This window comes from Gordonia amarae NBRC 15530 (assembly GCF_000241345.1).
Lineage (GTDB): Bacteria > Actinomycetota > Actinomycetes > Mycobacteriales > Mycobacteriaceae > Gordonia > Gordonia amarae.
On the sequence record NZ_BAED01000020.1, the window covers coordinates 213854 to 239906 of the forward strand.

The 26053-nt window shown below is 68.3% G+C and carries 19 protein-coding genes and 2 tRNA genes; 15 read left to right on the forward strand and 6 right to left on the reverse strand.

What is annotated here, in order from left to right; genetic code table 11:
• Nucleotides 1-88: 88 nt before the first annotated feature.
• Genes GOAMR_RS05990 through GOAMR_RS06005 form a run of 4 tightly spaced genes read left to right on the forward strand, consistent with a single transcriptional unit; the run spans nt 89 to nt 4438 of the window.
• Nucleotides 89-1696 (forward strand): PucR family transcriptional regulator, encoded by a 1608-nt coding sequence (locus GOAMR_RS05990; RefSeq protein WP_005184143.1) that lies wholly within the window; start codon nt 89-91, stop codon nt 1694-1696.
• Nucleotides 1697-1712: 16 nt separating this feature from the next.
• The gene (locus GOAMR_RS05995) at nt 1713-2735 is read left to right on the forward strand and encodes a hypothetical protein (protein WP_040514484.1); all 1023 of its coding nucleotides are present in this window, start codon (nt 1713-1715) and stop codon (nt 2733-2735) included.
• A 52-nt stretch (nt 2736-2787) separates the two neighbouring features.
• Nucleotides 2788-3570, forward strand: coding sequence for an SGNH/GDSL hydrolase family protein (locus GOAMR_RS06000; protein ID WP_005184148.1), 783 nt, complete (start codon nt 2788-2790; stop codon nt 3568-3570).
• A gap of 4 nt (nt 3571-3574) precedes the next feature.
• Nucleotides 3575-4438, forward strand: coding sequence for an exodeoxyribonuclease III (locus GOAMR_RS06005; protein WP_005184150.1), 864 nt, complete (start codon nt 3575-3577; stop codon nt 4436-4438).
• Here the strand turns inward: GOAMR_RS06005 and GOAMR_RS06010 are convergent.
• Nucleotides 4435-5049, reverse strand: coding sequence for a TetR/AcrR family transcriptional regulator (locus GOAMR_RS06010; protein WP_005184152.1), 615 nt, complete (start codon nt 5047-5049; stop codon nt 4435-4437). The genes GOAMR_RS06005 and GOAMR_RS06010 overlap by 4 nt on opposite strands.
• Before the next feature lie 107 nt (nt 5050-5156).
• On the opposite strand from GOAMR_RS06010, the gene GOAMR_RS06015 reads away from it, so the two are divergent.
• The 6 genes from GOAMR_RS06015 to GOAMR_RS06040 all read left to right on the forward strand — a co-directional run bounded on the left by GOAMR_RS06015 (nt 5157) and on the right by GOAMR_RS06040 (nt 14273).
• The gene (locus GOAMR_RS06015) at nt 5157-6275 is read left to right on the forward strand and encodes an Rv3169 family protein (protein WP_005184155.1); all 1119 of its coding nucleotides are present in this window, start codon (nt 5157-5159) and stop codon (nt 6273-6275) included.
• 4 nt (nt 6276-6279) lie between these two features.
• Nucleotides 6280-7308 carry a phosphotransferase family protein gene (locus tag GOAMR_RS06020; RefSeq protein ID WP_005184157.1) on the forward strand — a complete coding sequence of 343 codons (1029 nt, stop codon included), beginning with the start codon at nt 6280-6282 and terminating at the stop codon, nt 7306-7308.
• A 133-nt stretch (nt 7309-7441) separates the two neighbouring features.
• Nucleotides 7442-10993 (forward strand): proline dehydrogenase family protein, encoded by a 3552-nt coding sequence (locus tag GOAMR_RS06025; RefSeq protein WP_005184160.1) that lies wholly within the window; start codon nt 7442-7444, stop codon nt 10991-10993.
• A 60-nt stretch (nt 10994-11053) separates the two neighbouring features.
• A complete protein-coding gene (locus GOAMR_RS06030; RefSeq protein WP_005184162.1) occupies nt 11054-11833 on the forward strand; it encodes a dioxygenase family protein in 780 nt (259 codons plus the stop codon).
• 114 nt (nt 11834-11947) lie between these two features.
• Nucleotides 11948-12898 carry a 1-phosphofructokinase family hexose kinase gene (locus GOAMR_RS06035; protein WP_005184165.1) on the forward strand — a complete coding sequence of 317 codons (951 nt, stop codon included), beginning with the start codon at nt 11948-11950 and terminating at the stop codon, nt 12896-12898.
• Nucleotides 12899-13031: 133 nt separating this feature from the next.
• The gene (locus tag GOAMR_RS06040; protein WP_005184168.1) at nt 13032-14273 is read left to right on the forward strand and encodes a Fic family protein; all 1242 of its coding nucleotides are present in this window, start codon (nt 13032-13034) and stop codon (nt 14271-14273) included.
• Here GOAMR_RS06040 and GOAMR_RS23525 read toward each other — a convergent pair.
• Complete coding sequence (locus GOAMR_RS23525) at nt 14265-14768, reverse strand: hypothetical protein (protein ID WP_005184170.1); 504 nt, start codon at nt 14766-14768, stop codon at nt 14265-14267. The two genes, GOAMR_RS06040 and GOAMR_RS23525, sit on opposite strands and share 9 nt — an antisense overlap.
• 7 nt (nt 14769-14775) lie before the next feature.
• Nucleotides 14776-19371, reverse strand: coding sequence for a cation-translocating P-type ATPase (locus GOAMR_RS06050; RefSeq protein WP_005184172.1), 4596 nt, complete (start codon nt 19369-19371; stop codon nt 14776-14778).
• A gap of 221 nt (nt 19372-19592) precedes the next feature.
• Here GOAMR_RS06050 and GOAMR_RS06055 point away from each other — a divergent pair, with 221 nt between their 5' ends.
• Nucleotides 19593-20807 carry a hypothetical protein gene (locus GOAMR_RS06055; RefSeq protein ID WP_005184178.1) on the forward strand — a complete coding sequence of 405 codons (1215 nt, stop codon included), beginning with the start codon at nt 19593-19595 and terminating at the stop codon, nt 20805-20807.
• Between the two features lie 300 nt (nt 20808-21107).
• A complete protein-coding gene (locus GOAMR_RS06060) occupies nt 21108-22046 on the forward strand; it encodes an alpha/beta hydrolase (RefSeq protein ID WP_083836870.1) in 939 nt (312 codons plus the stop codon).
• A 7-nt stretch (nt 22047-22053) separates the two neighbouring features.
• On the opposite strand, the gene hisC is transcribed toward GOAMR_RS06060, so the two are convergent.
• Nucleotides 22054-23127, reverse strand: coding sequence for a histidinol-phosphate transaminase (hisC, locus tag GOAMR_RS06065; RefSeq protein ID WP_040514486.1), 1074 nt, complete (start codon nt 23125-23127; stop codon nt 22054-22056).
• 130 nt (nt 23128-23257) lie between these two features.
• On the opposite strand from hisC, the gene GOAMR_RS06070 reads away from it, so the two are divergent.
• Together GOAMR_RS06070 and GOAMR_RS06075 are read left to right on the forward strand one after the other, a co-directional pair.
• Nucleotides 23258-23349, forward strand: a tRNA-Ser gene (locus tag GOAMR_RS06070).
• Between the two features lie 39 nt (nt 23350-23388).
• A tRNA-Arg gene (locus GOAMR_RS06075) sits at nt 23389-23464 on the forward strand.
• An 80-nt stretch (nt 23465-23544) separates the two neighbouring features.
• Here the strand turns inward: GOAMR_RS06075 and GOAMR_RS06080 are convergent.
• Complete coding sequence (locus tag GOAMR_RS06080; RefSeq protein ID WP_005184187.1) at nt 23545-24582, reverse strand: oxygenase MpaB family protein; 1038 nt, start codon at nt 24580-24582, stop codon at nt 23545-23547.
• A gap of 154 nt (nt 24583-24736) precedes the next feature.
• Between GOAMR_RS06080 and GOAMR_RS06085 the strand changes: the two genes are divergently transcribed.
• Nucleotides 24737-25294 (forward strand): TetR/AcrR family transcriptional regulator, encoded by a 558-nt coding sequence (locus GOAMR_RS06085; RefSeq protein ID WP_005184193.1) that lies wholly within the window; start codon nt 24737-24739, stop codon nt 25292-25294.
• A 10-nt stretch (nt 25295-25304) separates the two neighbouring features.
• Here GOAMR_RS06085 and GOAMR_RS06090 read toward each other — a convergent pair whose 3' ends face one another.
• The gene (locus GOAMR_RS06090) at nt 25305-26021 is read right to left on the reverse strand and encodes a TetR/AcrR family transcriptional regulator (protein WP_138943615.1); all 717 of its coding nucleotides are present in this window, start codon (nt 26019-26021) and stop codon (nt 25305-25307) included.
• Between the last annotated feature and the right edge of the window lie 32 nt (nt 26022-26053).

Consider the following 26053-nt stretch of genomic DNA (forward strand, 5'->3'; position numbering starts at 1 on the left):
CTGTGGGTTCCTCAAGTATCGGGCCTCCGGAAGGCAGCTGAATGCAGCAATCTGTATGTCATTGCGCAAACTGATTTACAGTATGTAAATGTCGATGACGGTCGCCGACGTGATCGCCCTGCCCGAGGTGGCACGGGGCGAACCGACGGTGCTCAGCGACGCCGGTGCCGGCCGCGAGGTGCGCTGGGTCCACATCAGCGACGTAGCGGACATGTCCAACCTGCTGGAGGGCGGCGAGATCGTCCTCACCACCGGCGACGCGCTGCGCGCCGACCCGCGGCCGTACCTCACCACGCTCGCGTCGACGGGTGTGCTCGGGGTGATCGCCGAGTTCCACCGCGACTGGCATGTGGTGCCGCCCCGGATAGGGGAGTTCGCGGCGTCGCTGGGTCTGACTCTGGTGGTCCTGAGCCGCGAGGTCCGGTTCGTCGACATCACCGAACGCGTCCACCGCACGCTGGTCGCCGAACAGTACGAGGCGATCGACTTCGCCCGCCGCACCCACGAGGTTTTCACCGAACTCACCCTCGGCCACGCCGATGCCGCCGGCATCACCGATGCCGCGGCCGAACTCCTCGGCACCGCTGTGGTGCTGGAGAATCTCGGCCATCAGGCGGTTGCGTCGTCGGGGGCGCTGGCCTCGAATGTGTTGCGCGACTGGGAACGACGCTCGCGTCAGGAGGGCGGTGGCGCGTCGGGTGAGGCCTGGTTGCCGGTATGGGTGGGGCGCGAGGACGACCGGTGGGCGCGGCTGATCGCCGTGCAGCCCGATGACCGGGACCGCACCGTGATGGTGCTCGAACGTGCCGCGCAGGCGCTGGAGATGGCGCGGATGGCCGAACGCGACCAGCTCGACCTCGAGCGGCAGGCGCAGGCCGGACTGATCGATGACGTTCTGCGCGAACGTATCCGGGACGAGAAAGAGGTCGCCGCCCGGGCCGCCGCGCTGGGTGTCACGCCGTCCGCCGAATATGTGCCTGCAACGCTACGCGTCGTCGACTGGCCGTCCGAATCGGATCCGGTGTCGACGCAGCGCCGCACCGCGCAACTGCTCGACATCGTCGTGAGCGGGGTGCGCGCGGCCGGACATACCGGACTGTTCTCCGTCCGCGATTTCGGCGAGGTGCGGATGGTGCTGTCACTCAAGGTGAACCGGGGCCGATCGCGCCGGCAGATGATGGACGCCCTCGCCCACGCGCTTGTCCGGGACATCGACCGGATCACCGGACTCGGCAATGTCGTCGTCGGATTGTCGGCGTCGCGGGCCGGCGTGCTGTCGGCGATCGGCGGGCTCGCCGAGGCGCGGGAGGTGGCGCAGGTGGCGGCGTCGATGCCGCCGTCGGGACGCATCGTGTTCGAGGTGCCCGACATCCGCATCCGGGGCCTGGTGGCGTTGCTGCGCAACGACCCTCGCGCCGGCCGCTTCGCCGAGGCCGAACTGCGCGAGCTCATCCTGCACGACATCCAGACCGGAACCGACCACCTCGACGTGCTGCGTGCCTACCTGCGGTTGGCGGGCAACAAGAGCGCCCTGGCCACCCACCTGCACCTGAGCCGGCCCGCGGTGTACTCGCGGCTGGCCCGCATCGAGGAGATCCTCGGCGTCGACCTGTCCGACGGTGAGTCGATGACATCGCTGCATGTGGCGCTGCTGATCCTGGACGCGCAATCCCGTGCGACCGGGACAGGTCGCTAACCCCTATCCTCAACCGATGGACCCAGAATCAGTGGCGCAGGCGCTTCTCGACGCGCAGGTCGCGTGGACCGTCAACCGACTCACCGGCGACGAGGTGCCCGGACTCGCGACCAAGCTGGTCGACGACGCGCTCGCGGTCGCCGAGACCGCCACCCTCGCCTCGCTCGCCGACCCGGCGATGATCAAGTCGATCGCGCGCACGCTGGCCACCGTTGTTCCGCCGAGCGTTGCCGCCTCGACGCTGGTGGAGCGGGGCGCCGAGATCCTGATGTCCAATCCGGCGGGCCACTACGCCCTCGGTGAGCTGGTCGACCGGGAGAACGTCGCCCGCATCACCGACGAGGTGCTGGCGCTGACGCCGCTGATCGAGGAACTTCTCGACGACCTGACCCGCAGCCCGCTCACCGCCACGCTCGCCTCGCGATTCGTCGGGCGCATCGTCAACGATGTGGTCGCCGGGAACCGGGCGATGGCCGAGAAGATCCCCGGCATCGGGTCGCTGGTGTCGTTCGGATCCAAGGCAGCGGGCAGGGCGATCGGCACCGCCGGTGAGCAGTTCGAGGCGGTGTTCGGCGACACCGCCGCCAAGGGCGCCGAGTTCATGATGGGCAGGCTCAACAAGATCATCATCGCCATGCTCAACGACCCGTCGGCGCGGGCCGCGGTGCTCGAGGTGTTCGACCTGTACGCGGCCAAACCGGTCAAGCCGCTCGGCGAGATCATCTCCCCCGACGACGCCATCCGCATCGCCGGCCTCGGTCAGGATGTGGTGATCGCCGCCGCTGTCGCCGAACCGGTCCACAAACTGATCGACGCGTTCATCGACGGCTTCTTCGCCATCTACGGCGACCTGCCGGCCGCCGAGATCCTCGATGACCTCGACCTCACCCGCGACACGCTCGCCGAGTACGCGGTCACCGCCGCACCCCGCGCGATCGCCGCCATCGGTGACTCCGGCGAACTCGATGGCATCATCCGGGACCAGCTCGCCCCCTTCTACGCCTCCTCTGAGGTCCTGGAGATCCTCGGCGGCGAGTGACCGCTGCCGCGGTGGGATCGACGACTGCCGCGGTGGGATAATGGCGGGCGTTATGACGCAGCAGCAACAGATCACAGCCACTGTCCGGTTCGTCGCGCTCGGCGACAGCTTCACCGAGGGGGTGGGGGATCCCGCGCTCGACGCCGAGGTGATGCGGGGGTGGGCCGATCTGGTGGCCGAGGGGCTGGCGGCACATCATGGCGGTATCGCGTACGCGAATCTCGCGATCCGGGGGAAGCTGCTGGAGCCGATCGTCACCGAACAGGTCGACCAGGCACTCGCCCTCGACCCGCTGCCGACGATCGCCACCCTCAACGGCGGCGGCAACGACATGATGCGCCCCGGCATGGACGCCGCGACGCTCATCGACCTCACCGAGCAGGGTGCGCGTAGGCTGCTCGACGCCGGGGTGCGGCCGGTGCTGCTGGCCGGGGCCGACCCGTCGGGCGGTCTGCCGTTCCGGAAGACCTTGTACGCCAGGGGGACACAGCTCACCGATGCGGTGGAGCAGCTCGCGCGGCGGCTTGATGTGCCGTTCGTGAGTGCCTTCGCCGACGATCAGGTGCGGGCCGCCGAGTACTGGTCCGAGGACCGGCTGCACCTGAACCCGCACGGGCACCGGCGGGTGGCCAACCTGGTGCTCGACGCGCTGGGCGTCGAGCATCCCGGTGACGCGGAGATCGAGCCGGTCACCCACAATGTGGTGTCCCATGTGCGTTTCGCGCGAGCGCATTTCGCGCCGTGGCTGGGCCGCCGGCTCACCGGCCGGTCGTCGGCCGACGGCCGCACCGGTAAACACGCCGGCTGGACCGAGGTGGCTCCGGCTGCCGGCTGACACGATGACCGGTTTCAGTGTGGCCTCGTTCAATGTGAACGGGATCCGGGCGGCGCGGCGGCGGGGGTTTGACAAGTGGCTGGCCGAGCGGTCGCCCGATGTCGTCGGGATCCAGGAATTGCGTTGTCCGGAAAGCGAAGTCGGGGAGTTCGCCGGGTATGCGGCGGCGATTGACGCCGGTTCGGTGGCCGGGCGCAACGGGGTGGCACTGCTGACCCGCGTTCCTCCCGCGGCGGTGCGGAACTGGGTCACCCATCCGCCGAAGGCGCGGGGGCTGAACGAGTTCGCCGGGCAGGGACGCTACATCGAGGTCGATCTGGCCGACCGGGCCGTCACCGTCGCCTGTCTGTACCTGCCCAAAGGCGGGTTGCCGGCCGAACGGCAGAAGGCGGGCGGGATGCGGGACAAACCCGATGGTGGTGCGAAATACGAACGCAAGCAACGGTTCTTCGCCGCGTTCACCAAAGAACTGAACCGCAACAGGCTGGCCGCGCGGCGGGCCGGCCGCGACTTCCTGCTCATCGGCGATCTGAACGTCGCGCACACCCGGCACGACGTGACCAACTGGCGGGCCGCCCGCGGCATGGACGGCTTTCTGCTCGAGGACCGCGAGTGGTTCGACGAGATCCTCGGTGCCCGGCGGCTCGTCGACGTGGTGCGCCGCGTACACGGGGACCTGCCGGGGCCGCTGACCTGGTGGAGCTGGGCGGGGGAATCATTCCGCAAAGACGTCGGGTGGCGGGTCGATCATCAGCTCGCCACACCGGGATTGGCGGCGCGGGCGCGCGGCGTCGTCGTCGACAAGGAACCGTCGCCGGCCCAGCGGTTGTCCGATCACGCGCCGCTGGTGGTGACGTTCGGGGACTAGCTTTTCGCCTTGGCCAGCCGGGCGCGGACGAGGAAGCCGAGGGTGTCGATGAGCCTGTCGCAGAAGGCCTCGCTGTCCTGGTGGCCGCGGGTGAGTCCGTGGACCATGGTGTTGGCGACGAGGATGTCGAACACCTCGTTGCCGGCAGCCGTCGCCGCCTCGGGCGAGTCGGGGGCCTCGGCGACGATGCGTTCGACGAAGGCGAGCCGGATCGGGTTCTCCGAACGCGCCAGCAGATCGTCGTAGGCACTGCCGGAATGCTGGTAGGAGGAGATGAGTCCGGGCAGGGCGGCGCGCACCGGCGGATCGGCGAGCCGGCCGAGAAACATGTGTGCCCACGATCTCAGATCCGCCGTCAGATCGTCGGTGGACATAGGTGTGGTGGCGTCCTGCACCCCGAAGACCGCCTCCTCGACGATCTCCTCCTTCGACGACCAGCGCCGGTAGATGGCGGGGGTGGCCACACCGGACCGCCGGGCGATGGCGCTGATGGTGGTCTTGGAGTAGCCGACCTCGCCGAGGAGATCGCGGGTGGCGGCCAGAATCGACCGGTCCAGTCTCGGATCCCGTGGTCTACCTGCGGAAATGGGTTCCTGTATCTGTTCGGTCACGGCTCTTTACGATACCGGAGAAAAACATCTCGCGTATTTGATTACGTTGTGACTTGATACGCAATATAGTGGCGAGCGCAGTAACCCAAATTACAGGAGATGCACACATGCTCACACCTCAGGATGAACTGCTCTGCCACCAACTGCCCACCACCTTCGACCACGTGAGTCAGAGTGACCTGCGCTGGACCGAACGCATCGTGATGTACGGATTCGACCGCTCGGGCGACATCAGCATCATGACCGGAATGGCGCGCTTCCCCAACCGCAACGTCATGGACGCCTACGCGATGGTCACCCTCAAAGGCCAGAAGGCGCGAGTCGTGCGGATGTCCACCGAGATCAGCGCCGCACCCGCCGCGCTCTCCTCGTGGACCGTCGGTCCGTACACCTACTCGATCACCGAGCCGCTCAAGACCGTCACCTCGACGCTGGAATCCAACGAGCAGGGCATCAGCCTGCACCTGGAGCTGACCGGCACCTTCCCGGCGTACGAGCAGACCCCGGCGTTCCACCGCACCCGTGGCCGGGTGCAGGAGGACGCCCGCCGCTTCTACCAGAACGGCATCGTCACCGGCTGGATAGAGGTCGACGGTGAGCGTATCGAGATCGACCCCGACCGGTGGTGGTTCGGGCGTGACCACTCGTGGGGCGTGCGGCACGGCGGTGGTGGCGGCAGCCTGTCCGAGGGCGGCGACCGCCAGCCCCCGGAGGTCCCGGACGGTGTCCTCTACTACATGGGTATCTTCCAGTTCGACGACGAGCTGGTGCATTTCGCGCAGCGCGAGACCAGCACCGGAGAGCGCTGGCAGTTCGAGGGTGAGGTGCTCTACCCGCTGGAGACCGGGCGAGCCTCGCTGCCGATCATCGACGTCGAGCACGAACTCAAGTTCCGCGAGGGCCGGCGCATCATCGACGCGGACAGCGTCTTCACGGTGCACCGCTCCGATCGCACGACCGACACCATCACCGTGAACCCGATGTGCGACTTCTGGCCTGGCCTGGCCGGATACGACGAGTACAACGGCTACGCCGCCGGCATGTGGCGCGGACCGGAGTACATCGACGGCTTCACCGCCGACCTCACCGATCTCGAGGACATGAAGAAGGTGAGCATGCTCAGCGAGACGCTGTGCGAGGTGCGCATGGGTGACAAGGTCGGTTACGGCCTGGTGGAGATGGTGTTCATGGGCGCCAACCCGCGCTACGGCTACACGGGCTGGTGAGCCGATGACCGAACGTGTCGACGAGGGCGCCCTGCCCGAGGCGCTGACGGCTGTCATCCGTGACCGGCTCGACGATCCGGATGCCACCGTCGTCGACCTCAAGCGGACCGAGCGCGGATTCTCCACCGAGACATATCTGTTCAGTGTGAAGGCCGGTGACGGGACGGTGACCGACCTCGTGCTGCGCCGTCCGCCCGCGGTGTCACTGTTCCCGGATTACGACCTGCGCAGGCAGTACGTGGTCATGGACCGGCTGTCCAAGGCCGTCGACCTGCCGATCCCGACGGGGCGGTGGATCGATCCCTCGGACGACAATCCGTTCGGCACACCGTATCTGGTGATGAACCGGATCGCCGAGGGCAGTGCGCCGAGCGACTTCCCGTCGTACCACACCGCGGGAAACTACTTCGACGCCGACGAATCCGGGCGCCGGGCAATGTGGTTCGGGTGCATCGATGCGATGGCCCGGGTGCACAAGGTGGACGTCGACCAGGCGGGCCTCGGCTTTCTGGCCATGCCGCAGCATGGCAGCAGCCCGCTGGAACAGATGATCAATTACCTTGACATGGCAGTGCATTGGGCGGCCGACAGTATCTCCCCGACGTACGACAAGGCCCTCGCCTGGCTTCGGGAGAACGCGTACGAGCCCGAACACACCACACTGCTGTGGGGTGACGCCCGGATGTCGAATATCCTGTACGCACAGGACTATTCGATCACCGGGGTGCTCGACTGGGAGATCTCCTATCTCGGTGATCACGAGGCCGATCTGGCGTGGATGCTGTTCCTGGACTGGGCGTCGAGCGAGTTCGAGGGGCATCCGGTACTGCCGGGCACCCCGACCCGCGCCGAGTCGATCGCCCGGTACGAGGAGCAGACCGGCTGGCAGGTGAAGAACCTGGAGTACAACGAGGTGCTGGCGGCTGTGCTGCTGGCGATCCCGATGATCCGGATGTCGGACTTCCTGAACCTCGGTCCGGACGTCGACATCATGGGATTCTGCACCGCCCGGATCGAGCAGATCGTGGGCTGATCGCGGTCACCTCGCCGTCGCGCATCCACTCGGAGTGGATCGCGGCGGCGGGGTGCTCCGCGGTGTTCGGCGGACCGGTTGGTAACAACCGAGTTCCTGTGCGGCAGCAGGTAATGCGCCGTATGCTCGGGCGATGACGACGGTGCGCCCCCAAGACCTCGCCGACGACGCGATTGCGCTGGTACGCAATTGGCTGGAGGCCGCCGCCGAGTTACCCGTCGATGTCTCCGCGTCGCGCCTGGCCGGGGTGCTGAGCGATCCGAACGGCCTCAAGTTCACCGTCGGATTCGTCGACGGGGTGGTGCGCCCGGAGGACCTGCATTCGGCGGCCAAGACCCTGCACGACCTGGCGCCGCTGACGCCGGCGTTCCTGCCCGCGCCGATGCGGGCGGCGGTCGCGGCCGGCGGCACGATGGCACCGGTGTTGCCCGGCGTCGTCGTGCCGATCGCCCGGAAGGTGCTGCGGTCGATGGTCGGGCATCTGATCCTCGACGCATCGGACCGCAGACTGGGCCGTTCTATCGCCAGGCTCCGCCGCGACGGTGTGCGGCTCAACGTCAACCTGCTCGGCGAGGCGGTGCTGGGGGAGGAGGAGGCGCAACGCAGGCTGGCCGGCACGCACCGGCTGCTCGAACGCCCCGACATCGACTACGTGTCTATCAAGGTGTCGGCAGCCGTTGCGCCACATAATCATTGGGCGTTCGACGAGGCGGTCGCGCACATCATCGACGACCTGGTGCCGCTGTACGAGCGGGCCGCGGCGGCGAGCCCGGCCAAGTTCATCAACCTCGACATGGAGGAATACAAGGACCTCGACCTGACGCTGGCGGTGTTCATGGGCATCCTCGACCGGCCCGAGTTCCGGGGACTGTCGGCGGGCATCGTGCTGCAGGCGTACCTGCCGGATGCGCTCGCGGCCATGATGCGGTTGCAGGAGTGGGCCGCGAAGCGGGTCGCCGGCGGCGGTGCGCCGGTGAAGGTGCGGGTGGTCAAGGGTGCGAACCTGCCGATGGAACTGGTCGACGCGGCCGTGCACGGCTGGCCGGCGGCCACCTGGCCCACCAAACGCGACTCCGACACCAGCTACAAGGCCGTTCTCGACTACGCGCTCACCGCCGAACGCGTGGCCAATGTGCGGGTGGGCGCGGCCGGGCACAACCTGTTTGACGTCGCGCTGGCCTGGCTGCTGGCGAAGGCGCGCGGCGCCGCCGATGGACTCGACATCGAGATGCTGCTGGGCATGGCCACCGCGCAGGCCGAGGCCGTCAAACGCGACGTCGGCTCGTTGCTGTTGTACACGCCGGTGGTGCATCCGGACGAGTTCGACGTCGCGATCAGCTATCTGGTGCGGCGCCTCGAAGAAGGCGCGGGCCACGACAATTTCATGTCGGCGGTGTTCAGCCTGTCCGACGACGCGACCATGTTCGATCGTGAGAAACGACGCTTTCTTGACGCGCTGAACAGGCTCGACACCATCACCGGCGACGGCGAACCATCGTCGTACCGCGTACCGGAACCCAACCGGCAACAGGACCGTACCCGGTACGACGAGGCGGGTGCGGCCGAACGGATCGAGGCGCGCGTGGCCGCCGACGCCGAATGGGGTTTCGGCAACGTCCCCGACACCGACCCCGATCTGCCCGGAAACCGGCGCTGGGGCCGCGACATCGCCGACCGCATGGCCACCTCGACGCTCGGCAACCAGCTCATCGAGTCCGCGCTGATCGGTGACGCCGCGGCTCTCGACGGCGTGATCGACAGGGGTGTCGCCGCCGCCGGCGGCTGGCAGTCGCGCGGCGCCGAGGAGCGGGCGCGCATCCTGCACCGGGCCGGCGAACTCCTCGAAGCCCGCCGCGGCGAACTGCTGGAGGTGATGGGCTCCGAATGCGGCAAGACCCTCGACCAGGGTGACCCCGAGGTGTCCGAGGCCATCGACTTCGCCCACTACTACGCGATGCTCGGGGTCCAGCTCGACCGGGTCGACGGGGCAACACCGCGGCGGCGCAGGCTGGTCGCGGTGATCCCGCCGTGGAATTTCCCGCTCGCCATTCCCGCCGGCGGCGTGTTCGCCGGACTCGCGTCGGGTGCGTCGGTGATCATCAAACCGGCGTCGACGGCCGTCCGCATCGCGGCGCTCCTCGTCGAAACGCTCTGGGATGCAGGGGTTCCCCGGAAGGTGCTGCAGTTCGTGCGGTGTACCGACCGGAAGGTGGCCTCGGCGCTGGTCGCCGACCCGCGCGTCGACAGGCTGATCCTCACCGGCGCGTACGAGACGGCCGTCAACTTCCGGGAACTGCGCCGCGATCTGCCGATCCTCGCCGAGACCAGCGGCAAGAACGCCATCATCGTCACCCCGTCCGCCGACCTCGACCTTGCCGTCAAGGATGTGGTGGCGTCGGCGTTCGGCCATGCGGGGCAGAAGTGTTCGGCCGCGTCGCTGGTGGTGCTGGTCGGTCCGGTCGCCCGCTCGCGGCGGTTCCGTGGCCAGTTGCTCGACGCGGTGCGGTCGCTGAAAGTCGGTACGCCCGAACACCTCGGCACCCAGATGGGGCCGATCATCACGGCGCCGTCGGGAAAGCTGTTGCGCGGCCTGACCACCCTCGGCGAGGGGGAGAGTTGGCTGGTCGAGCCCGCGTCGCTGACCGTCGACAGTCCCCTCGCCCTCGACGCGCAGGGCGGCAACAAGGTGTGGTCACCGGGGGTACGTGACGGGGTGCGGCGCGGCTCCGAATATCACCTCACCGAATACTTCGGCCCCATCCTGGGCATTATGACCGCCGAAAACCTTGACGAGGCAATCGATATCGTCAACGAAACGGACTACGGCCTGACCAGTGGCCTGCATTCGCTCGACCCCGACGAGCTCGGTGTCTGGCTGAACCGGATTCAGGCCGGCAACCTGTACGTCAACCGCGGCATCACCGGAGCGATCGTGCGCAGGCAGCCGTTCGGCGGCTGGAAGAAGTCGGCGATCGGTACCGGCACCAAGGCCGGCGGGCCCAACTATTTGCACGGGCTGGTCGACTGGGACGACGCACCCGTCAGCGACATCGGGGGCATTCCCAAGGATTCGGTGGCCGCTCTGCTGGCGGCCGCGGGTGGCTTCGGGCTCGATGACGGCGAACTCGACTGGCTGCGCCGGTCCCTCGGCTCCGACGCCAAGGCGTGGGACGACGAATTCGGTTGCGCCCGTGACGTTTCCCAACTCGGGGTCGAGCGGAACCTGCTGCGGTACCGGCCGGTTCCGGTGATCATCCGCGCCACCGCGGATGCGGCGCTGCACCACACGATCCGCGCCGTCGCAGCCGGTATGGCGGCCGGGTCGGTCCCCGCGGTGAGCACACCCGTCGTGCTGTCGGCCGCCGTGCAGAACGCCCTGGCCGCGGCCGAGGTGAGCATCCTGTTCGAGGACGACGATGCCTGGCGCGACCATCTCGCCCGGCTGGCCGAGCGCGACGGACCGGACGCGGGTGTCCGGGTGCGGATCGTCGCGGGCGATTCCCGGGATGCCGTGGTCGCCGCCGCCTACGAGGCGACGGGAGGCAAACCTGATGTCGCGATCTTCGGCGGCCCGGTGGTGTCGGCGGGCCGCGTCGAGATGCTCGCCCACCTGCACGAACAGGCCGTCTGCATCACCGCCCACCGCTTCGGCACCCCCAACGGTCTCTCCGACGGGGTGATCTGATGCCAGGGGTCAGCAGTCGGGAACAAATCGGACCACGGTCCGGTTAAGGTGGGCATGAGCATGTCAGCCCAGTCGCCCGTCCTGTTTCTCAGCCATGGCGCGCCGCCGCTTGTCGACAGCGCGCTGTGGGTGGATCAGCTGACCCGGCTCGGTGCGGAACTGCCCAGGCCGACGGCCATTCTGGTGATCTCGGCGCATTGGGAGGCGGCGCCGCTGACCATCGGGTCGACCGACGCGTCGACGCCGCTGACGTATGACTTCTGGGGGTTTCCCGAACGGTTCTACCGCACGACGTACGACTCGCCGGGCGCTCCGGAACTGGCATCGCGCGTCGCGGCGATGATGCCCGACGGTGAGCCCATCGCCCACGATCCGCGGCGCAGGCTCGACCACGGAGCGTACGTCCCGCTGACGGTGATGTATCCCGACGCGGACATCCCGGTTCTGCAGATCTCGCTTCCGACCCTCGACCCCGAACGGCTGTTGGCGCTGGGTCGCCGGCTCGCGCCGCTGCGCGACGAGGGGGTGCTGATCATCGGTTCCGGATTCACCACCCACGGCCTGCCGTACCTCGACGACCCGTCGCCCGACGCCGTCCCGCCCACCTGGTCGTCCGAGTTCGACGACTGGGCGCACGGCTGCTTCGACCGCGGCGACGTCGAGTCCCTCATCGACTTCCGGCGCAAGGCCCCCGGCATGCCGTACGCGCACCCCACCATCGAACACTTCTCCCCGCTGTTCGTGGCGCTGGGCGCCTCGGGCAACCCCGAACAGGCCGCGGCCCAACCGATCGACGGTTTCTGGATGGGCCTGGCCAAACGCAGCCTCGTCCTGAACTGAGTTCCCGGCAGGCGGAAGTGCTTCCGGCGGCGGGGTGCGGCCGAGGTGCCGGCCGGTTTCGTTTGTGCGGCCAAACCCGAATCGCTCCCGCAGGTGGGTCACTAAGATGGCCACATGGTGAGCCGGCACGTTCCCATCCTGACCGTCACGCCCAACCCGGCGCTGGATGTGTCGACGTCGACGGGTATCGTCGAGCCCGAACATAAACTGCGTTGTGGGGCAACCAGACTCGATCCCGGCGGGGGAGGGGTCAATGTGTCGCGGGTGGTGCGCAATCTCGGCGGGCGGTCGCTCGCCGTGTACGCGATCGGCGGCCCGACCGGCGACGCCTACCGCAATCTCCTTGAGCAGGAAGGGGTTGCGGGTCTGGCGGTGCGGATCGCCGAGAGCACGCGGGAAAGCTTCACCGTCGACGAGACATCCACCGGCAGGCAGTTCCGGTTCGTCCTCCAGGGTCCGACTCTCACCGAGGCGGAATGGCATTCGCTGTTCTACGCCGTCCGGGGTGAACTGCCCGGACCCGGCCTTGTGGTGGCCAGTGGAAGCCTGCCGCCGGGTGTCCCGGACGACTTCTACGCGAGACTCGCCCGGCTGGCCCGCGACAACGGTGCCCGCTGCGTCATCGACACCTCCGGAGATGCGCTGCGCGCCGCGCTCGATGAGGGCGTGTATCTGATCAAACCGAGCAAGCGTGAACTCGGCGAACTCGTCGGCGATCCCATCGACGACGATGCCGAACTCATCGAAGCAGCACGGGAACTGGTGGGTGCGGGTACGTGCGAGGTTGTCGCGCTGAGCCTCGGCGGGGACGGAGCGATCGTCGTCAGCGCCGATCAGGCACTGCGTCTGCCCACCCCGAAGGTCGACGTCCAGAGCACCGTCGGTGCGGGTGACAGTTTCCTGGCCGCGTTCCTGCTGCGCATCGCGCAGGGGTACGACCTCGGCGAGGCTCTTCGCGCCGGCGTGGCCGCGGGCAGTGCGACGGCCGCGCTGCCCGCCACCGCCCTCGTCGGCGCCGACGACCTTGTCCGCCTCGCCGAAGGCCTGGTTCCCGAGGCAATCTGAAAGGGTCGCCGCGGCCAGTAGGTGAGTGTTGGCGTTGCGCTTAGTATCACTTAACCTCGTAAGTGATACCAAGCGGGGTGGCATTGATCACTCCGGTGGCGGATTGATCACTCCGGCGACAGAAGGAGCGGAGATGTCCGACGGGCAGGCGTTCGGTGTGGCTGTCCCCGCCGTTGCGCATGAGACGTACCGGTGGCATCCGTCCCATCCTGAGCACTATTCGAAGTCGGAGGTTCGTCGGCAAACGGGCGAGTACCGGGCGGCTGTCACAGCAGCCATCGAGCGGTGGAATCCGTCGATCGGTGCCGAGATCACAGCAGATCTTGACGAGGCCACCCAAGCGCTGGTCGCGTTCGACCAGTACGCGCGCGTGCGTCTCGGTGCGGACAATCCCACGCTCGGTCCGATGGCGGCTATCCTGCTACGCACCGAGAGCGCGTCCAGTAGCCAGATAGAACTACTGACCACCTCTGCCAGGCAACTGGCTCTCGCCGAGATCGGTGAGGGGAGAAAGCGGCACGCGCTCACTGTCATCGGCAATGTGCGGGCGATGGAGTCGGCGATCAGGCTTTCCGACGAACTGTCCGTGGGCACCATCCTGAGCATGCACCGCGAACTGCTCAGCCGACAGTACGGTATGGACGAGCATGCGGGGCGATTTCGCGATCAACTGGTGTGGATCGGTAATCGCGACAGTGCAGGTCCGCTGGGTGCATCATTCATCGCGCCACAGGCGTCGCTCGTGCCTCCTGCCGTCGACGATCTCGTGCGATTCATGGGCCGCGATGACCTGCCGGCGCTGTTGCAGACAGCGGTGGCCCACGCCCAGTTCGAGACGATCCACCCGTTCGTCGATGGCAATGGTCGTACGGGACGCGCTCTGGCCCAGGCATTGCTGAGGAACAAGAGGCTGGCCGCGCACACGACCGTGCCTATCTCGGCCGGGCTCCTCACAGATGTCGAACGCTACTTCGATGCGCTCACAGCCTATCGGTCAGGTGATGCGACGCCGATCATCCGAATCTTTGCGTACGCGGCGCGGTTCGCCGCGGCTACCGGTTCGCGCCTTGTTGATTCCCTTGTTGCCGAACTGGATCGGTCATCGGAGTTGCTGAACGGAGTGCGCAGCGATGCCGCGGCCCGGCGTCTGCTGCCGCTGCTGATCGGGCAGCCGGTTGTGAACTCCGGATATGTGCAGCAGCGGCTGGGCATCAATGCCCCGGCCGCTCAGCGCGCGTTGCGCACACTCACCGAGCGGGGTGTCGTTGTCGAGCGAACCGGGTACGCGCGCAACAGGATCTGGGAGCATCGGGGGATTGTCGGTGCGCTCGACGAGTACGCGGACACCATCAAGAGAAGCGCTCTGTCAGGCTGACTCGTCCGGGTTCTTATCCGATTCCGGGGGCTCCGTGGTGGCGTCGGCCTCGTCAGCCGGGGGGATGCCCACGGACGGGGAGACCACCAGGGCCGTGGGGGCGACGACGACTGCCGGGCCGTCGACAGAGATCGTCGTCGCCGGTGATGCGGGGGCGGCGTCCTCTGGCACTGGGGAGGTGAGGGCGCGCTGGGCCGGTGCGGGCGGCCTACCGCCCAACTCGCGACCCGCGACCGCGACGCCGAGACCGAGGGCCAGGGCGACCGGCCATTCGATGGCACCGGTGGCGCCGAGCGCCCCGATCACGCCATAGACGGCGAGTTGCCGGGGGGTGGGTACCGACACCTTGCCGATCAGCGGCAGGTTGATGGAGAACTTCTGCGCGTCGCGTACGAGTGTGGACACGTCGTGGTGGGTCGCGACGAACTCGCGCACGCCGTGCAGGACCGAAGTCCCGTTGTCGGTCTGAGGGGTGTTGGAATCAGTTGTACTCAAGGTAGCCTTACCTGTCATGACGGAGTTCACTCGCGCTGTCGGGTCCGATGCCCTGGTCGAATCGGGTGCCCGGTTGCTGACGCCCGCCGTCGAGCACCTGTACACCCTGCTCGTCCGTGCCGGCGTGCTCAGCATCGACGAGTAGCCGCCGTATCACGGCGGTCAGGTCCCCGCTCGTACTTCCGGCCGCTGCCAGCACGGCCAGGACCTGGTGGAATACCCCGTCCGGATCGTGCTCGGACTCGTGGACCCTCTCGATCAGCCAGTCGACGAACCGCGGGGTCAGAGTGGACACGCCTGCCGCGATACCGGCGGCGGCGAACGCCTGAGCCCAGCCCACCGGCCCGATCGGGGTGCAGCCGAACATCTGGCTGACGCCGGGGATGGAGATGATCAGCGCCATCACCGCGAGCGTGCCCACATTCGTGGCCACCACGAGTGGTCCGTGTGAGTCGGTGAGCGTCTCGATCATCTGCGTCACCACCAGCCCGATCAGGCCGATCGTCGCCGCCCGGGAGGCGGTGCCGGTGGCGCGGCCGAACGTCCACGCCAGCAGCGCGCCGAGGGAGGTGAACACCGCCCGCACCGCCACCGCACGCCAGATGGTCGACTCGTCGTGCCGGCCGGTGACGTCGGGGTCGCGCTGCGGGCTGACCGCCAGCGCAGCCGCCGGCAGCGCGTCGGTGAGCATGTTGACCAGCAGCATCTGCCGGGCATTCAGCGCCGGTTTGCCGGTGAGCACGGTGGTGACCAGGCCGAACGTCACCTCGCCCACATTGTGGCCGAGCAGCACCGACACCGCCGACTGCACCCGCCGCCACAACTGTTCGCCCTCGTCGAGGGCACCGATGATGGCCTCGATGTCGCCGTCGAGCAGCAGTACGTCGGCCGCCATCCGGGCCGGGTCGCTGCCGCGGGACACCACACCCACACCAACCGAGGCGGCGCGGATGGCGGCGGCGTCGTTCGCGCCGTCCCCGACCATCGCCGTCACCAGCCCGCGCTGCTGCTTCGACGGCGATTCGAGTGCCTGCACCACCTGCACTTTGTGTTCGGGCGCCATCCGGGCGAACACCCGGTGGGAGCGGCCGGCCTCGACACGTTCGGTGGCGTTGAGCAGATCCCATTCGGTGCCGGTCATCACCTCGTCGTGTTCGACCGCGATGCCGAGGTCGCGGGCGATGACGGCGGCGGTCACGGGATGATCGCCGGTGATCAGCCGTACCTCGATACCGCGGCGCTGCAACTCCTCCAGCAGGGGCCGGGCACCGGCGCGCGGGGTGTCCGACAGGCCGATGACGCCGACCAGATGCAGCGACGATCCGCACAGGTCCGCAAATGCGTCGGCGTCGTCGGAGGCTGCCGCGGCCTGCGCGTCGGTGACGGTGCGTTCGGCGACCGTCAGCACCCGCAGGCCCCGGCCGGCCATGTCGTGCAATGCCTCCCGGAGTTCATCCCGATGGCCCGGTTCGAGTGCCGTCACCACGGTCTCGGGTGCGCCCTTGACCAGCAGCCGGTTGCCGACGAGTGCCGCGGCGAGCGGGCGATCGGACTGGAACGGCAGGAACGCGTCGACCGCCGGGTAGTCGACGCCGACCTCCTCGGCGGCGCGGTGGATGGCGGCGTCGGTGGCATGTTCGACCTTGCCGCTCTTGCTGATCCGCATCGTGGCGCCCGCGGCGCGCAGCACCTCGTCGTCGGCGGCGCCAAGCAGCCCCTGGGTCTCGGCGACCCGGAGCCGATTCTCCGACAAGGTACCGGTCTTGTCGAAGCAGATGGCGTCGAGCCGGGCGAATGCTTCGATTGCCCGCGGATTACGCACCAGCACAGACGATCCGGTGAGATTACGGGCGGACGACGACTGTGCCAGCGTCACCACCAGCGGCAGCCCCTCGGGGACCGCTGCCACGCCGATACCGACGGTCCCCGACGCCGCCTCGCGGACCGGGGTGCCACGCAGCAGCGAGAGCAGACCCACCAGCGCGCCACCGGCCAGGCTGAACGGCAGTGCGCGCCGGGTGATCGCGCCGAGTTGCGCGGCCAGCCCCACGTCGCCCGATTCTGCCGGGGCCAGTGCCAGCGCCCGGCTGACCTGGGTGGAGTCGCCCGCCGCGGTGACCACGCCGATCGACTTACCCGCGACCACGGTGCTGCCGGCGAACAGCATGCCGGTGCGTTCGGCCAACGGTGCGCCGGGCGTGTCGGCGCCGTCCTTGCTCACCGGCAACGATTCGCCGGTCAGCGCCGACTCGTCGACCTCGACGGAGTCGGCGTCCATGATGCGGATGTCGGCGGGCACCACCTCACCCGAACGCACCTCCACGATATCGCCGGGACGCAGATCGCCGGCGGGCACCTCGTCGAAGTCGCTGCTGCCGGGTTCGCCGATCACCCTGCGCGCCGGCGGTTCCTGGACGGCGAGCATCTTCTCCAGCAGCTTCTCGGCGTGCAGCGATTGGTAGGCGGAGATGGCGGTGTTGACCCCGAGCACGCCGGCGACCATGACGGCGTCGATCGGGGAGCCGAGCAGTGCGCTGGCCGCCGAACCGGTGGCCAGGATCGGGGTGATCGGGTCCGCGAGATCCTCGGCCATGGTGCGGCGGAAGTCGCGCAGGGTGTCGACGGTGTCGGTGATCGTCTTGCGCGCCACCCGGATCGGGGCGGCCTCGGTCACCGGCGTGATGAGACCGGGCTCCGGTTGCGGTCTTTCGGGTGCCGGCAGCAGCCGCAGTACCTCGTGGATCGGCATCGCGTACCAGTCGTGCGACGAGTCGGGCAGCGGATCAGGTTCCGCAAATGCCTTGGCGCCCAGCCTGTACCCGTGCCACAGGCTGAACAGGGCCGCGGCGTTGACCGAGGTGGGGCCGTCGCCGCGCACGCCCGGGATGAGCATCAGTGAGCCGAGCAGCGTTGCGCCGGAGGCCAGTGCAACCGCACGCTGATTTGCCTCGCGCGCAACCGGAATAGTGTGCACGACCCGCCACGCTCCGGCGAGGCCGTCGACGAGGAGGTCGGCGCCCCACGGTGCCGAATCGTCACCGAGGACGCCGATCGCGGTGTGCGACAGCCGGATCGCCTCGCTACCGGAGTGGCATACGACGGCGACGGTTGCCCCGTCGTCGTGCAGCCGCCGCGCCGCCCGGGCCAGGGCGGCATCGGGGTCGGTCCCGGCGTCGAGGAGTTCGTCGAAACCCTGTCGCAGCGAATGCAACCCGTCGTCGGAGAGGGAAACGACCCGCAGCCCGGAACGCCGGGCCTCGGCGAGGAATGCGGTGGCCAGAGGTCGGCGCAGCGGACTCACCAGTGCCCGGCCGGGAACGCCGGCGACGTCGTCGAGGGCGTTCCAGCCCGGTTCGAGCAGACCCGATTCCAGGGCGGCGGTGGCCGCCCGCCACGACGTGGCCCGGTCGCCGTTGTCGACGTCGAGGACACGGGTGACGGCCAGATCGCCGGTGAACAGCACCCGCGGATCCACCAGCAGGGTGTCGATGTCGCCGAGCGTGCGCAGCGACTGCGGGTTCATCACCACCGCACCGCGCGCGTGCAGCCCCCGGCCGATCGAGGCGCCGAACGACTGCCGCACCGACCGCGCCGGTTTCGGGGTGGCCACGAGGACCGCCTCGGCGACGGTGAGCAGCGACGACGTCACACCGACGACGGCCCCGAGGCCGAGGCCCACGTCGACGGCGATCTCATCGGAGTGGCGGCCGGTGCGGCCGGGCCGGAGGTCGGGCGCCGACGGGCAGGGGAGTTCGCCGTCCTTGCGGGCCCGGTCGGCCAGCAGTGGCTCGACGCGACTCCACGCGCGGCGACCGTTGACTGCCTCTGCGGTGGCGATCGCCCGCGACGACACCGACACCAGCACCCCCAGCGGTGCCGCGGCCAGCGCCTGCGCGGTGACCTGGGTGCCGGTCAGCAGCAGTTCGGTGGCCTCGGCGCCGAGCCGGTCCTCGAGCAGCCCGCGGACCCGTGGGTGATACGACACGACGGAGATGGGGGCGAGCGCGATCCGGGAGATCCGCGGCACCGGCAACAACGAGGTGACCAGGGAGCCGGCGAGGGCCACGGTGGCCATGCCGGTCCCGATCAGGCCCGCGGCCACGGCATTGTCATCGCCCGGCATTGTCCGTGCCGGTGTTCCGGTGGCGCTGCCCGGCGCCCGCTTCTCCGCACGGGAGATCGCCTCGGCCAGTTCGTCCGCCGCCGGTCCGTTCGGGTCGACGGTGACCAGTACCCGGGACAGGGGGCCGTTGACCTGGACGTCGACGACGCCGGGCAGTCCGGTGAGCGTGGCGCGGACCTCCGAGCTCACCCGATCGAACTCGGTGTCGAGTCCGCGCACCTCGATCCAGCGGGTGGTGGCGGTCGAGCTGCGCCGACGGACGGGCGGGCCGCCGACCGCCTCGCCGAGCGTGCCGATCACTGCGGCACCGATCGCGGTCAGTTCGTTGCCGGCCGAGCCCGCCATGACGACCGCGGCACCGGCACCGGATGTTGCGGCGGAACCGGCTTTGCGGCCCGCGGCGACGAGGGCGTCGCCGCCGAGCAGTGCGGCACCGATGGCGATCTTGGACAGGGTGATCGGTGCGCTCAATAACGACATACGGGACGAGCCTCCTAACCCTGCCATTTTCCCGGCTGCCCACCGCGATGTCCTGGGCATTTGGACCCGGGTGGGCAGTGTCATGCGTCCGGGCCGTGGCGTCGGCGGGGGTCGTGGCCGGAAGCGGGGGATACGCGGGGGCGTGACTCCGGTAACGGTGCAGGTCGGCGGCCCCTTCTTCGCGGTACACTCAGGGGTCAGTCAACAGTGAGGCGGCATCGATGGCGTACCAGAGCGTGCCCGCGCCGACGAGCGCGGAGATCCGTGGCTGGTGTGACCGGTCCCAGATTCCCGGTGACCGGCCCGAACTGTCCGCGACGGCGGCCACCCTCATCGCGAGCGGATTCCTCACCCCCACCGGACGTGCGGTGGTGGTGCGCCGGGTGTCCACGGGACTGCCCATGCCCACCCTGCCGTCGGGATTCGGCGAACTGCGGCGGCTGCAGCGCGCGATCGCGCAGGCTGAGAACCAGACGGCCAACCCGATGATGCCGGGCGTGGTGTCGGCGGTGATGCGTAACCGGCTGAACGGATTGCAGCGCAAACGCGAGGAGGCGCGCAAGACCGTCGTCGGCGCCAAAGGTGTCTTCGCAGGCAGTACCCGGGCGATCCGGCGCGAACGCCGCGAGAACATCTACCTCGAACTCGACGAGCGGGAACGGCTGTTCGGCGGGCTGCTGTACACGCCGACGCCCAACGTCGCCACGAACCGGTCGATGCGGCAGGCGGGCGGTGCGGCCGTCGGCAAGATCGTCGGGATCGTCGGGCAGGTGGCCTCGCGCAGCGGCAACACCCAGGCCGAACAGTGGGCGGACGAGTTGCTCGGCACCGCGCAGACCGAGTCCACCACTCCCGGCACGGCGTCGTTCCTCGACGGCTACGAGACGGTGCTGTTCCTCGCCGGGCACTTCTACGACCGCGTCGTCAACAACCCGGCGTGGCGGTCCGACCACTTCGAGTTGCAGCGCACCCAGGTGAACCTGCACGCCGAGCTCGCCGAGATCTCCTCCGACGTGATCGCGTTGCGGGCGGTGCGGATCGACCTCGACCGCGCCAAGCGCCGCGGCGGCTTCGACAAGGAGTTCGCCCAGCAGATCGACAAACGCGAAGAGGCGCTGCGGCCCGTGTGGAGTGAGCTCATCGACCGGGTGCAGGCCCTCGGTGGAGTGGCGCACGTCGTCGAGTCCGCGGCCGTCGAGCTGCAGATCCTCGACGAGTACAACCGGGCGGCGACCATCGACGACCGCATCGACGCCCTGATCTCGCGTTCGGGCGACCGGGAGGTGTCCGTCGACAACTCCAAACGGCTCACCGAGCAGGTGCGAAGCGGTGAGGAGAATCTGAGGGTGTATCGGGATGTGTTGCAGGGCAACATCTCCCGGCTGACGCCCGTCACCTCGATCCAGTTGCCGGAACGCTATGAGCCCGATCGGTGACGGGTGCTCGCGCAGCCGCATCCATGCGCGATATGCAAAGCGTGAATCAGTAACGGAAACCTTGCTTTTTCATCGGCAGTACCCCTGGGCGATTCGCCTACTGGCCGGTAAGATCGGGCCTCATTCCAGATCCGGAGTGAGCGAGGTCACGGGGGTGTCGCGCCACGGAATCCGGACACGGAGTGCAGGAGCAGGCAATTCGGGCCCCGCGACAGCGGGCGCCGCACGAGGGGGGACGCTGTGAAGAAGATCCGAGCGAAGAAGATCCGGGGGTTGACCGTACTGGTCAGCGTTGCCGTCATGGCATTGCTGAGTGCGCCCGGGTTGGCCCACGCCGACCGGCACAGGGTCGCACGCATCACCAAGTTGTCCGACGTCGGGCCGTTGCGCACCGACCTCTGGGTGTATTCGCCGTCCAACCACAAGAAGATGAAGGTCAACGTCCTGACCCCGGCCAACGCCACCGGCCCGCGGTCCGTCGTGTACATGCTCGACGGTGCCGACGCTGGCGACGACGTCAGCGACTGGATCACCAAGGGCCGCGCGGGCCGCTTCTTCGCCGACAAGAACGTGACCGTGGTGCTGCCCGCCGGCGGTAAGGGCACCTTCTACACCAACTGGCGCAGCCGCGACCCCAAGCTCGGCAAGCCGCAGTGGGAAACCTTCCTCACCGAGGAACTGCCCCCGCTCATCGACAAGAAGTTCAACGGCACCGGCCGCAACGCGGTCGTCGGGCTGTCCATGGGCGGGCAGGCCGCACTCGCGCTCGCCGCCCGGTTCCCCAGGCTGTACACCGGCGTCGCCTCGCTGAGCGGCTGCCCCGAGGTGTATCAGCCCGCCAACCAGGCGTATGTGCACACCACCGTCGCCAACGTCGGCGGCAACGCCATCAACATGTGGGGTCCGCCGCGTTCCCCGGCGTGGAAAGCGCACGACCCGGCCACCCGGATCAACGCGCTTCGCGGAAAGTACATCTATCTGTCGTCGGGTTCGGGCCTGGCCGGTCCGCTGGACCTGCTGCGCAAGATCGAGCCCGACGAGGGCACCCGGCAGTCGGTGACCGCCAGCGCGTCGGCCCTGGAACTGGGTGCGTGGCGCTGCTCCATCAACTTCGGGATCGAACTGCGCAAGGCGCGTATCCCGTTCACCGACGGCCTGCGGCTGGTCGGTACTCACTACTGGGGCTACTGGGAGCAGGACCTGCCCCGCATGTGGCCGACCATCGCGCGGGGCCTGTAACCCCGGCCTACTCGGCGGCGAACTTGTCGGCGAACTTCTCGGCGAACGCGAGGAAGGCGTCGTTCTCCTCGGGAACGGTGACGGTGACCCGCACACCGTCACCGGCGAACGGGCGCACCACGACCCGGTTGTCGATGGCCTGCCCGGCGAAGTCGAGGGCGGCCTCACCCAGGTCGAGCCACACGAAGTTGGCCTGGGTGTCGGGCACCCGGTAGCCGAGCTCACGCAGCCGTGCGGTCACCCTGGTCCGTTCGGCGACGACCGCGTCGGTGCGGGCCAGCAGTTCGTCGTCGGCGGCCAGGCACGCGATCGCGGCGCGCTGGGACAGCGAGGTGACCGAGAACGGGACGTGCACCTTGCGCAGCGCGGTGACCACCTGCGGGTCGGCGATCGCGTAACCCACCCGCAGGCCGGCCAGGCCGTACGCCTTCGAGAAGGTCCGCAGGACCACCAGGTTGGCGAACTCGCGATGCAGTTCCAGGGCGTCGTACGCCTGCGCCGGGCCGGGCCGCATGTACTCGTAGTACGCCTCGTCGAGGGCGACGACCACGTCCGACGGCACCTTGCGCAGGAAGGCGCGCAGGTCGTCGGCGCCGACGACGGTGCCGGTCGGGTTGTTGGGGTTGCACACGAAGATCAGGCGCGTGCGGTCGGTGATCGCGGCGGCCATCGCGTCGAGGTCGTAGACGTTGTCGCCGGTCAGCGGTACCGGTACCGGGGTGGCGTGGACCGCGCGGGTGGCCAGCGGATACGTCTCGAACGACCGCCAGCCGAAGACCACCTCGTCGCCCGGTTCGCATGTGACCAGGATCAGATTCTGGCATAGGATCACCGACCCGCAGCCCACCTGGACCTCGTCCTCGGTGACGCCGAGTTTCTTCGCCAGCGTCGCCGTCAGCTCAACGATCGCGTTGTCGGGGTAGCGGTTGAGCGACGAGGCGGCGTCGGCGATGGCGTCGACGACGCTTGGCAACGGGCCCTCGGTCACCTCGTTGCTGGCCAGCTTGATCGCGCCCGGGAACGTCTTACCGGGGGCGTAGGCGGGCAGGTCGTCGAGATCGGGGCGGATGCGCAAGGTCACGCAGACAACTGTAGGCCGCTGCGCCCGCAACGCTGCCGCGACACCCGAATTTCGCGCTGACCTGCCGGTTTGCACCGTCGTGCGCAGTGTGTGTAACCTTTGCTCTCGGCAGTTCGTAAGGACTTCGCCAGGAGGCGTGCCAGAGCGGCCGAATGGGATTCACTGCTAATGAATTGTCTCGCTAAAACGGGACCGGAGGTTCAAATCCTCTCGCCTCCGCCACGTCGCGGTCGTAAGACCGTGGCGACAACTGAATAGCACGCGCCCGTAGCTCAACGGATAGAGCATCTGACTACGGATCAGAAGGTTAGGGGTTCGAATCCCTTCGGGCGCACCAGAAAGCGCAGGCCAGAGTATTTCTCTGGCCTGCGCTTTGTATTTCTCGGGCCCAGGGTATTTGTCGGGCTCAGGGGCTGATCAGTTGGTTCGGACACCGTCTCGGCGTCGTGCGCGCGCTCGACGTACCGCCGACGGCTCGCCCTTGTCGTGTTGGGTGAAGTCGCGCAGTTCTCGATTGCGCATCCGCTCGATCACCCGCTGGTGCCGGCGTGCGTAGTAGGCGAGCGGCGAGTAGGTCAGACGTTCGGGGAGGATGCGGAACAGGATCCGGTACACCGCGAACAGGCGGCGCAGCACGCGGTCGTCGCGTCTGGTCCAGGTGACATCGAGGATGGCGCGGGCCTGTGGTTCCATCGCCCCGAAGGTCAGGGCGTGGCTGAAGGTGCCCAGCGGCTGCAGCAGCCACTTCATGGCACCGAGCGCAAGCGTGCGCGGCACCCACCGCGGGAAACCGCCCAGGTCGAGCTCGTCGAGCGCGAGGGCCGGGTTGCTCAGGACGGGAAGGCTCTCGGCCAGCGCCGGGTGCAGGACCAGCACCTCGTCGAGCATGTGCTGGTAATAGTCGTCGAACTCGGCCCGTGACTTGGGGTAGCCACTCTCGGGTACCTGGGTGATCTTGGCCAGCCGGACATTGTCGGCGAACAACTGCTCGTTTTCGTCCTCGGTGAGTGCGCGTCCCAGGAACAGCGGTGCCACCTGTCGCGTCGTGACGTAGGCGGTTGCGATCACCCAGGCGTAGGCCGACGGATCGAGCGCACTGATGTGCTTGCCCGCCTTGGGCCCGGTCTCGGCGGTCATCTGCAGGGGCCGGTGCATCTTGCGCAGCCAGTAGCCCTGCTCGATCGCGGCCTTGCCGCCGTAGCTCCACTGCTGGGTGGCGTCGAACGAGCGGATCGCGCGGCCGGCCGGATCGCGGTCGGCCACCGAGTAACGGTCGGTGACGTCACCGATCACCGGATGCATACCTTGCAGGATGAACGCCGCACTCACCGCGGGCAGATACAGCCACTGGCCGGCCAGCCACCCGGTGATGCCGAGCGGATCGATCAGATCCGGGACCGGCTGGATCCAGTCGCCTGTCGTCGTCATCGTCACCGGTTGTGCCACCGCGGTCATGATTCCCCTCCTGGGCATGTGTGCCTGCAACTCCGGCAACGACGCTAACCTGAACTTCAGGTCGCATATAAGTCGCGTTCGAAAGGGCCGGGGAGTGGACAAAACATCGAGGTCACAGCTACGTAAGGCGCCGAAGCAGCGTAGATCCCGGGACATGGTCGCAAATATCGTGGCCGCAACCGTCGAACTCCTGCGCACCATGGACCCGGAATCGATCACCACCAATCACATCGCCGAGGCCGCCGGCGTCAGCAAGGGATCGATCTACCAGTACTTCCGCGTCAAGGACGACGTGATCGTGGCCGCGATGCGCGACACCACCGACCGTCTGACGCCGCGGCTGCGGACTGAACTGTCCCAGATCGCCTTGCTTCCACCCGCGGAGATGATCGACTCGGCCATCGACCTGCTGATCGGCTTCGGATCCGAACACACGGCGATGATCCAGTACCTCGCCAAACACCCCGACTACTCCCACGAGATGGAGCGGGGATCAGACCTGCCGATGCTCATGCAGACGATGGTCACGATGCATGTGCGGCAGTATCGCCGGCACTACCGCGGCGGACTGGACGTGGAGAACATCGCGTGGATGTTCATCAACTCCGCGATCGCCACCACGATGCTGTATTTCGAATCCGGCCGGCCGATGGAGGTCGCACAGTTCCGGGAAGGACTCTCGCAGATGGCGAGTGGTCTGCTCGCCGCGTGATAGGCCCCGGTCAGGGGTCGATGAGGGCGGCCAGGCCGTCGAGGATCACGGTCAGGCCGAAGGTCAGTTCGGTCTCGTAGAAGTCGTCGTCGTTGTCGGCGGCCGCCAGGGCGGCCGTGATACCGGGGTGGGAGTCGGTGGCGGTGAATACCGACAGGGCGGCTTCGTAGGTGGGGCGGTCGTCGGGTTCGTCCTGCAGGCCCATCTGCACGGTTTGCCGGACGTGCTGACGGACGAAGCCGTCGAGCAGGAGCAGCGAACTCATCCGCTGCCGGCCGCCGAGCGGGGTGTCGTCGAAGCAGCGCACACCGATCTCCAGCCAGCTGATCGCTGCCGGCCCGAGCGGTGGCCGGGTGAGGGCGAGGCCCGCGAGCCACGGGTGTTGTCGCAGGGCGGCGGCAAAAGTGCGCGCCCAGTTCTCCGCGCGGGTACGCCAGCCCGTGCTGTCGAGGATCGCGGGGCCTGCGTGGCCGATGGCGGTGTCGAAGACGATGTCGATGATGTCGTCCTTGGTGTCGACGTACCGGTACAGCGACATCGTCGTCATGCCCAGCTTGTCGGCGATCGCCTTCATCGACAGGGCGTCGGCGCCCTTCTCGTCGGCGACGGCCACCCCCGCGCGTCCGATGTCGGCGACGGTCAGGGTAGGCCGCGGACCGCGGCGGGGGGCCGGGTCGTCGTGGCCCCACAGCAGGGACAGGTAGCGCGGCATCGCTGGCTCTGACATGGCCCTCACATTACTGCTTGCGCCGTACACAG